Raw genomic sequence first — 9,488 nt, 5'->3', positions numbered from 1 at the left:
CGCTGGCGCGTGAGCAGTAATCACGCGCCAGCGGGCTCCCTTTAGGGCGGGGGGCTACGCTGTTTACAAGCAGTTACGCCAGCCGCTTGCGGTACACAAACGCCAGCATGTGCATACCCGCCCATTCGTGAATGACAACCAGCGTCATCACCAGCGCGCATAAAACCGGCTGTGTTTCGGCGAAATGGCGCACGGGTAAAATAACAGTCAAGTAGGCTAAAACCACAGTAGAATGGACCATGATATAAGTAGGGGCATGAGCTGATTGAAACGAGAATGTACCTGCTCGTAACTGTCTGTATAGCACGACAAAAGCATAAACGAAAAGACCGGCAACAGTAAGCAGTAGATCTAGAAATAGGCCTGTATCCACTCTATCGAACTTTTCTGCAATAGCGGCAAATGGCAATATGCGTACGATTCCATAGCAAATCGCCCAGACCAGCAACGTATAACCAAAACCGGATAGTTGGAAGGCTCTTTTGAACGCATCGCGATACACACGTGAATTGGTATGCGCCTGCGTTTGCTGATAATTCTCCTCCATTTTTAATAATCCCTTGCGCCCGCCAAACGAGCGGTGAACGTCCTGAAGAGCCAGGTCGAACGGTATACCTTCCGCCAGTTTGTCAGAAATTGCATCGACGTAGTGATCCGTTAGTTCGGCGATGAGGTCGTTGTTGAGCAGCCAATTGTCGCTGCGCAGGTGCTTGTCGATAAGCGTATGTTGGGCAGGGGTGAGCATGACTAAAAAGCAGGTTTAGGTGTTGGAAAGGCGGGCGACAGAATCGTTTGCAGGTTTTGCATGAACGCCATTAGCTCGTCGACTCGGTTAACAGCTTCGGTTTTGCCGCTCTTGGTGAGCGAATAATACTTCCGCGCCCGGCCGTCGACCACCTCGGTCTCGGTGGTGAGCAGTCCCTCCGCTTCGAGTTTGTGTAGCGCAGGATACAGCGCACCCTCGGTAATGGCCACGCCGCCCGCCGTAAGGGCCTTTACCTGTTGCGTGATCTCATAGCCATACATCCGCTCGCGGGTTTCGAGCAGCTTCAGGATAATCACCGACAGGCTTCCCTTCAATAACGGTTGATTCACTTTGTCATTCATGACCCAAAAATGCATAAAAAAAGTATACCTACAACTTCTAGGTATACTTTTTTTGAGGGTATCTGAATGCGTTACTCGACGCCTTCGATAACGTACCTGATCGTGTTGAACGTAGCCGTATCGCCAACGCGCTTACCACGCAAGGCCGCTCCTATGGGCGAGGCTGCCGATACTGCCATGTAGTCATGTCCTTCCAGTGAAATTCGACCGGCGCTGATACTGATGAAGAACGTACCCCGGTCTGTTTTTACGAGGCTACCCGCGCGCACCACGGCCGCTGGAGCCAGATCGATATGCTCGAGTTCCTGCTTCATCCGCTGGGCATCGGCTAATAGCTGGGCATGACGATCCCGTTCTAACTGAGCCATAGCACGGCCCGTTTCGTATTTATCGCCCGCCGAACTTTTCGATTCCGAATTGGCCGATTCCTGCGCCGCCCGCATTGCCTCTGTCGCGGTGTCGATGCGCTGCTGCACGTAAGCCAGGCATTGGGTATAGATAGACTGTTTAATCATAGTCAGTTATCAGTTATCAGTAAACAGTTATCAGCGTTGCCTGAAAGCAACATGACTCGTTAGGCGGGGGTTCCTCAGCGGAGCAACTGATAACTGATAACTGATAACTGATAACTGATAACTGAATTTATTTCAACACTGGCCCGATTACGCTTTTCCAGACTTCGTAGCCTTGTGGGGTCATGTGCAGGCTGTCGGCGCCGAAGAGTTCGGGGCGGGGTTGGCCGTTGGCACCGAGCATCGGCGTGTAGACGTCGGCGAACGAGGTGTTTTTCTGTCCGGCGAGATACTGTTTGATCATCCGGTTGGCCTCGGCGGCTACGGGCATATACTGCTTCCGCGATGGGCTAGGTTTTACGGCAATGTAGGTGATGGTAGCACTGGGCAACTGTTTGCGAACGAGGGCAAAAAAGGTCAGAAACTGACTGTACACGTTCCGGGCCGATTGGTTTTGCGCAATGTCATTGTCGCCCGCATAGAGCACCACCTGTTTGGGTTTGTAAGGCAGAATCAGCCGGGGCATGTACCGAATGGCGTCACTCAGGGTAGAACCGCCAAAGCCGTTCTGAATGATTGACTTGCCCGGAAAAGCCTCTTTCAGACCGTCCCACATACGAATGGATGAACTACCGACGAAGAGAATCGAGTTGGCGGGAGCCTCTTTTGCCTTTGTTTCAAGGGCCGCAATTTCGGCGTCGTAATTGGTTTGAGCCAGGGTAGGCACGGTCAGCATCGTGAGCAGGATTGCCAGTGAGAAAAGTGTGTTTTTCATGGTTGAATGGGAAATGTTTGATAGTAAGACTCGCTGAAGATGAAAACGTTTAAATGAACTGCACCACACTTTCCAGCCCCATTCCGCGCGAGCCTTTAATGAGGATGTGCGTGTTGGTCATCGGGTTATCGGCTATCCAGTTGTGGAGCGAAAACTTGTCGGGGAAATAATACGCTTTGGGCAACGCGCCGAGCGCATATTTCATGTCTTTTCCGGCCAGAATAACCAGGTCGAACCCCTGTTGGGCCACCAATGTACCCAGCGCGGCATGTTCGGCCGGGCTTTCATCGCCGAGTTCGTACATGTCGCCCAGTAACACAGCCTTGCGGGGAACCGGCCCGTCGCCGCCAGCCTGTTGCCCAAACTGTTGAATGGCTGCTGCCATAGAACTGGGGTTGGCGTTATAGGCGTCGAGCAGAATCGTATTCGTACCCCTCACTACTACCTGCGACCGGTTATTCGTGGGGTTGTAAGCCGCTACCGCTGCGTTAGCTTCGGCCTCAGGTACGTCGAAATAAGCACCGATGGCCAGGGCCGCGGCTACGTTCTCGAAGTTGTACCGGCCTGGCAGATGCGTTTGTACGGTGTCGCCACTGGTGGTGCGGTAAACCGCTACCGGTGATTCCAGGAGAAGTTTGGGCTGGTTATCAACCAGGTAAAAGACCGTGTTGGCAAACGAGCGTTCGGCGTGCATGGCCGTCAGCGTTTCGCTTTGGGCATTCACGAATACTGTTCCGCCTGTTTCGGCTAGATAATCAAACAGTTCGCCTTTGCCTTTCCGTACGCCAGCCAAACCGCCGAAGCCTTCGAGGTGCGCTTTGCCGACGTTGGTGATCAGGCCGTGGGTGGGTTCGCAAATCCGGCTGAGCATTGCAATTTCCTGCTGATGGTTCGCGCCCATTTCTACCACGGCCATCTGGCAGGTAGCGGGGTTGATGCGCAACAGCGTCAGCGGTACGCCGATGTGGTTGTTCAGATTGCCTTTGGTGGCTTCGGTAACGTACCTACGGCTCAAGACGTCGGCAATCAGTTCTTTGGTCGTCGTTTTTCCGTTGCTACCCGTGAGGCCAATAACGGGGCAGGTAAACCGGCGGCGGTGGTGCCGGGCTAAATCCTGAAGGGCTATCAGCGTATCAGTAACCAGCAAACAGCGAGAATCAGCTGCCGCTACGGCGGGGTCGTCGACAACGGCGTAGCTGGCTCCGGTGGCAAGAGCCTGAAGGGCAAATTCGTTGGCGTTGAAGGTATCGCCGCGTAGGGCAACGAACAGGCAATTGGGTGTAATCTGGCGTGTATCGGTCGATACGCCGCTGCAAGTCAGAAATTTATCGTAAAGGAGGGTTGTTGATGTCATAAGTGGCCCCTGAGTTCGTTCAAATGTAATATGAAAAACTGGTTTACGGCAGTAACGTGCCTGCTGTTGGGAGCCACGCTTCCGCAAGCAATGGCCCAACGCATCTCGTTCGAGTATGATCAGCGAGCCGTGGTGACGGTAGAGGGCCGCGCCTTGCCCAACGCCTGGGCTGGCGGGCTTAATAGCTGTCAGTTCAACACGATCTTGCTCAACAACGACACCCGGCCCGATCTGGTGGTGTTTGACCGCACCACCGATAAAATCAGTACGTTTCTGTCCGCCACCGATGCGGCAGGTGCGTTTGTCTGGCAATACGCACCGCAGTACGAACGGCAGTTTCCTTCCTTCAGAAACTGGATGGTACTGATTGATTACGACGGCGACGGGCAGAAAGATCTGTTTGCTTCGGCTCCGTCGGGCATGCAGGTATGGCGTAATACCTCAGCTCCGGGGCAGTCAGGTACGTTGCGGTGGGAACTGATTGCCTCGCCGGTTTATCAGGAAGGGCTCTCGAGCCGGACCAATCTATACGTGGCCGGGTTGGATACGCCTGCTATTCTGGATTATGACGGTGATGGCGACATCGATGTGGTGGCCTTCGACGTGGGTGGTAATCTGGCCGTCTATTACCAGAACATGAGCAAAGAACGCAGCAGCACCGTGGCCCCCGCCGGGCTGGATTTCAAACGGATGGGCACTTGCTGGGGGAATTTTGAGAAAGAGTTTTGCAATGATTTTCAGTTTGGTATCAATTGTGATGCCGACGGAGGGCGGCGGGGCGTGCCTAATGCCCGCCCACTACACACCGGGAATGCCATTTCCCTGTTCGATACGGATGGCGACGGGCTTAAAGAATTGCTGTTTGGCTTTGTTACCTGTCCTAACGTAGCTATTCTGTATAACCGGACATCGAACTCAGCCAAAGCCGATTTCTTTCAGTTCAAAGCTGATTTTCCGGCAAAAAATCCGATTCAGTTTCCCGCTTTTGCTGCTACATTTTTCGAAGACGTAGATGGCGATGGTAAAACTGATCTGTTGGCCTCGTCTAGTGTGTACGGAAACGAAGGGAATGTGTTCGATTTTAGGGCTACAAATCTGTTTTATCGGAATGTGGGGACCGCCGCTAGCCCTGATTTTCAGTACGTAAAATCCAATTTTTTGCAGGAGGGCATGATCGACCTGGGCGAAAATGCCGTACCCGCGCTGGCCGATCTAGATGGCGACGGTGATCTGGATTTGCTGGTTGGTCACAGCGGTACACGAAGCGGAAACGGGTTTCGGGCTGGTTTGTGGCAGTTCGAGAATCGGGGAACAGCAGCCAATCCGGCTTTTACGCTCGTAACCACCGATTATCTGGGCCTGACGCAGACCGATTCGCTGACTAATCTGCGCCCAACCTTCGCCGACCTCGACGGAAATGGCTCGCTCGATCTGGTGCTGACGGGCAGCGGGGCTACCGGCTCCATCATTCAATGGTGGCCTAATGCGGGGGCTAAAAATGCGCCCGTCCAGTTTAGCCGGGCGGCGATGAAGTTGCTAACCTTGCCCGTTGCGGTGGGCTTTTCGAGTGGAGACGCGTTGTTGTTCAGCGATGTCGATGCCGACGGAAAACTCGATTTGCTGGTGGGTGGTTCGGCGGGAAACATCACGTACCTGCGCAACTCAGGTACGTTGGCCGCTCCAACCTTTCAACTACAAACCGACGCCTATGCCGGGTTTGGCGTGAATGTATTGGAGCGAAACCCATCGCTGGCTCTGATTGACGTGAATGGGGACAAACAGTCCAAACTACTAGTGGCCACCCGCTCGGGTAAACTCAAGCTCTACCGCCCGGCAGCGCAGCCTGCTCAGCCAGGTACGTTGCTCGATTCGCTGGCTTCGCTGGGTTTTCCGGGTGTGGGCCCGGCTGTAGCAGCGGGTGACCTCGATGGCGACGGTCTTGCCGATTTGATCGTCGGCACGGCGTCGGGTGGGTTACGCTACATTCGGAACACATCGGAGAAAGTGACCATTCTGGCTACCGAAGAACCCGTTGCTCCCTGGGCGTTTCCGAACCCTACTGCTCGCTACGTGACCATTCGCGCGCCTCATACGGGGTTGGTCGATGTCTGGAGCCTCGACGGGCGTCGGGTTTCGGCTCCGTTACCGGTAAACGATAAAAACGATGCGCGGGTCGATCTGGGTACGTTGGCCGACGGCGTTTATTTGCTACGGCTCACAGCCGAGGATAAACCAACAAAAGTCAGTCGAGTGGTGTTAGTCCGCTAAACAACCTAACGACTATGAAAAACGAAGACGACGATCTGGATCTGAACATTCCGGAACAACAAAGCGGCGATATGCCTGGTAATGACGTCAACGATGAGTCGGCTATTTATGCTGAATTGGGCCTCGATGGGCAACCCGACAGCCTGAATCCGGGTAGCGAAGAAGCGTCTGATACCATTCTGTATACCGACAACGCCGTAGCCTCCGACATGACCGATATGGTATCGGAAAAAGCGAGTTACGACAGCGACCTGCCCGCCGATGTATACAATGACCTCGACAATGTAGATGACGCTAAAATGCAGGCCGAAGTCGATCAATTATCCGACGAAGAAGGAAATACCGTTTAGTTGGCTGGTACGTCTTGCGTCAACAGGAAAGCAAAAAAGTGGCCTCTAATTAAATAGAGGCCACTTTTTTGCTTTCTCAGACTAGCTAAAGCAAGCTTTCTAAACAGGTGGTTAACAATTTCTTAACATACCTATAATCGAAGTCGCTTAAACTATGGTCAACTTTGCACTTGCTTAACCTCATAAGAGAAGCGTAACTAACTCATCATCTGTATGTTCGGCTTAGAGACCGGCATTTTCCTTCTTCTGGCCCTGTGCCTTTTGGCCGCCTGTGCCTTCGAATTCATCAACGGTTTTCACGACACAGCCAATGCTGTGGCCACCGTTATCTACACTAACTCATTGCAACCCACGCAGGCCGTAGTCTGGTCGGGTATCGTCAATTTCATCGGTGTCATTACCGGTGGGGTAGGGGTGGGCATGAGTATTGTCAATCTGTTGCCGGTCGAATTGCTTATTGACCAGAACGTCTACCATAGCATTGCGATGGTGATGGCGCTGCTGCTGTCGGCTATTATCTGGAACTTCGGTACCTGGTATTTCGGCTTACCTGCTTCGAGTTCGCACACCCTGATTGGTGCTATTCTGGGCGTGGGGCTGGGCTACGCGCTATTGCCCGAAAACACGCTGGGCGTAGCTGCTGTAAACTGGGATAAAGCCAGGGAAGTGTTTGCAGCCCTGTTGCTGTCGCCCCTGATTGGTTTTAGCCTGGCCATCATTCTGATGTTTGTGTTGCGCCGCACGCTGAGCAAAGACCTGCGCAAACAGCTGTTCGACGAGCCACAACCTGGCCAACATCCTCCGTTCTGGGTACGTATCCTGCTGATTATCACCTGTACGCTGGTTAGTTTCTTTCACGGGCGTAACGATGGACAGAAGGGAATCGGGCTGGTGATGCTGATTCTGATTGGTATTCTGCCTACGTATTTTGCCGTAAATAGCAGTATCAATATCACGGAACTGCGCCCTGAATTGGCCATTGTTCAACAGAAAATCTCCCTGATCGACAAAAGGGCACTTTCGGAGGTGGACCTGGGTCGAATTGAAACCATAAACACCAGTTTAGCCAAATTGCAACCGGCTATCACCACTGGAAAATATGAGCAGAAAGAGGCCATCGAGATTCGCAAGGCGTTATTGACCATTAGCGGAAATACCAAGAAACTGATTGAAAGCGATGCCGTTAAATTGAGTGTTGAAGACAAATCGGCGCTGGCATTGGCGGCTACGGTTGAAGAGAAAGGACTTCGTCGGTTCACCGACCATGCGCCGTTTTGGGTAATCCTGATGATCTCGCTCTCGCTCGGTTTCGGTACCATGATTGGCTGGAAACGAATTGTGGTTACGGTGGGTGAGAAGATCGGGAAATCGCACCTGACCTACGCGCAGGGCGCCTCGGCCGAACTGGTAGCTGCCGCCACGATTGGTCTCGCTTCGGGCCTCATTCCGAACTTCAAAGCGCCGGTGAGCACCACCCACGCCCTGTCGTCGGCCATTGCCGGGTCGATGGTGGCCAGTAAGGGCATCAAAAACCTACAGGCCAAAACGGTACAAAGCATTGCCCTTGCCTGGGTGTTGACACTTCCTGTCGCTATCTTCTTGTCGGCTACGCTTTTCCTGCTTTTCCGATGGATGCTGGGATAGGCTACAAAATCTGATTGAAAGCTCCGGGTTGGACCTTGTATGGGTCTGTTCCGGGGCTTTTGCTTGTAATTTTGGTTCGGAAACCGTTTCTGGTGGCGCAGAAAAGGCCTGTTTGTTGATAAGCTGGAAGTGAACTAGATGGTAATTAGCGTGAAAAAGAGGTTGTTGGCCGCGTTTTGTATGGTACTTGTCGGTACCGAAGGAGTGGCCCAGCAACAGGGAAACTTAGGTGAAAGTACCATTGGCGCCACGCGGCAGCAGACGTTGGATTCGATTTTGAATAGATATGAAAATGTAAGCATATCTGGATACATTCAACCTCAATTTCAGGTCGGGCAAACGCTGGGGCAGCGGAGTTTCAATGCCGGTGATTTTCCGGCGGGTGTGGCTAGTCGCTTTGGCGTTCGGCGGGGTCGCCTTCGGATCGATTATGCCCATTTTGATCAGCAAAAGCGCCCCACGGTGTTATTTGTATTTCAGTTCGATGGTACCGAGCGGGGTATGCAAACCCGCGACTTCTGGGGGCGGTATTACGAAAGCAAATTAGATGTGTTTCACATGACGGCCGGCCTCTTTGCGCGTCCCTTTGGCTTCGAGATAAACTACGGGTCGAGTGACCGGGAAGCACCGGAGCGGGGCCGAATGTCACAGTTATTGATGCGTACCGAGCGTGATCTGGGGGCTATGCTAACGTTTGAACCTCGGGAAAAAACGCATCCTTTTCGTTTCCTGAAAATAGATGTGGGGTTGTTCAATGGTCCGGGTTTGGCCAGTATAAGTGATTATGACAATCGGAAAGACGTGATTGGCCGTTTGACGATTAAACCACAGAAACTAACTCAATCCGGTATTCAGGCCACGGGCAGCGTGTCGGGTTACTGGGGCGGTATTGGCCGGTTCACAGATGAAATTTACCGAATGGGTGGTTCGGCCGATTCGCCCGCTTTCGTAGCCGACCGAAGTGTGGTTCGGGCCGGAGCAATAGCACCGCGTCGGTATTATGGCGCTGATATTCAGGTGCGTATACCCAACCAGGAGGGGCATACCGAGTTTCGGGCTGAGTACATTCAGGGAACACAAACGGCAACCCGGTTCAGTACCGAAACTCCCGGTACAATTCCTAATCCGGTGTCGGCACCCGGTGCCAATTCACTGTATGTGCGGCCGTTCAACGGGGCTTACTTTTACTTCCTGCAACATTTAGGCAGCAAAAAGCATCAGTTTGTAGCTAAATATGATTGGTACGACCCCAACCGGCGGGTAGCCGGTAAACGGATTGGAAGCGAGTTTGCCTGGGCAGATATCCGCTATAATACGCTGGGCCTGGGCTATTTATGTTATGCCACCAGTAACCTGAAACTGGTGGTTTGGTACGATATTCCGGTCAACGAGGCTACCAGTCTGGCTGGCTACGAAACCAACGTGGCCGATAATCTGCTGACGATTAGAACGCAGTATCGTTTTTGAGTTGTGGGGCA

The 9,488-nt window shown here is 53.0% G+C and carries 9 protein-coding genes; 4 read left to right on the top strand and 5 right to left on the bottom strand.

Going from position 1 to position 9,488, the window contains the following annotated elements:
• Positions 1-73: 73 nt before the first annotated feature.
• The 5 genes from ACAW87_RS21850 to ACAW87_RS21830 all read right to left on the bottom strand — a co-directional run bounded on the left by ACAW87_RS21850 (position 74) and on the right by ACAW87_RS21830 (position 3,748).
• Positions 74-745 carry a hypothetical protein gene (locus ACAW87_RS21850; protein WP_370725776.1) on the bottom strand — a complete coding sequence of 224 codons (672 nt, stop codon included), beginning with the start codon at positions 743-745 and terminating at the stop codon, positions 74-76.
• A gap of 2 nt (positions 746-747) precedes the next feature.
• Positions 748-1,107 carry a PadR family transcriptional regulator gene (locus ACAW87_RS21845; RefSeq protein ID WP_370725775.1) on the bottom strand — a complete coding sequence of 120 codons (360 nt, stop codon included), beginning with the start codon at positions 1,105-1,107 and terminating at the stop codon, positions 748-750.
• Positions 1,108-1,178: 71 nt separating this feature from the next.
• On the bottom strand, positions 1,179-1,622 hold the full coding sequence (locus ACAW87_RS21840) for a 3-oxoacyl-ACP synthase (RefSeq protein ID WP_370725774.1): 444 nt from the start codon (positions 1,620-1,622) through the stop codon (positions 1,179-1,181).
• Between the two features lie 127 nt (positions 1,623-1,749).
• Complete coding sequence (locus ACAW87_RS21835) at positions 1,750-2,394, bottom strand: SGNH/GDSL hydrolase family protein (protein WP_370725773.1); 645 nt, start codon at positions 2,392-2,394, stop codon at positions 1,750-1,752.
• Between the two features lie 49 nt (positions 2,395-2,443).
• Positions 2,444-3,748: a UDP-N-acetylmuramoyl-tripeptide--D-alanyl-D-alanine ligase gene (locus tag ACAW87_RS21830; protein ID WP_370725772.1), complete on the bottom strand. Its 1,305-nt coding sequence runs from the start codon at positions 3,746-3,748 to the stop codon at positions 2,444-2,446.
• Between the two features lie 30 nt (positions 3,749-3,778).
• Between ACAW87_RS21830 and ACAW87_RS21825 the strand changes: the two genes are divergently transcribed.
• From ACAW87_RS21825 to ACAW87_RS21810, 4 genes are all read left to right on the top strand, one after another.
• The gene (locus tag ACAW87_RS21825; RefSeq protein ID WP_370725771.1) at positions 3,779-6,016 is read left to right on the top strand and encodes an FG-GAP-like repeat-containing protein; all 2,238 of its coding nucleotides are present in this window, start codon (positions 3,779-3,781) and stop codon (positions 6,014-6,016) included.
• A gap of 14 nt (positions 6,017-6,030) precedes the next feature.
• A complete protein-coding gene (locus ACAW87_RS21820; protein ID WP_370725770.1) occupies positions 6,031-6,366 on the top strand; it encodes a hypothetical protein in 336 nt (111 codons plus the stop codon).
• A 213-nt stretch (positions 6,367-6,579) separates the two neighbouring features.
• Positions 6,580-8,010, top strand: a complete 1,431-nt coding sequence (locus tag ACAW87_RS21815; RefSeq protein ID WP_370725769.1) for an inorganic phosphate transporter — start codon at positions 6,580-6,582, stop codon at positions 8,008-8,010.
• A gap of 180 nt (positions 8,011-8,190) precedes the next feature.
• The gene (locus ACAW87_RS21810; protein ID WP_370725768.1) at positions 8,191-9,477 is read left to right on the top strand and encodes a putative porin; all 1,287 of its coding nucleotides are present in this window, start codon (positions 8,191-8,193) and stop codon (positions 9,475-9,477) included.
• Positions 9,478-9,488 lie beyond the last annotated feature (11 nt).

It is taken from the genome of Fibrella aquatica, from assembly GCF_041321135.1.
GTDB classification, from domain to species: Bacteria; Bacteroidota; Bacteroidia; order Cytophagales; family Spirosomataceae; genus Fibrella; species Fibrella aquatica.
This window is presented reverse-complemented; position numbering and strand designations above follow the sequence as displayed.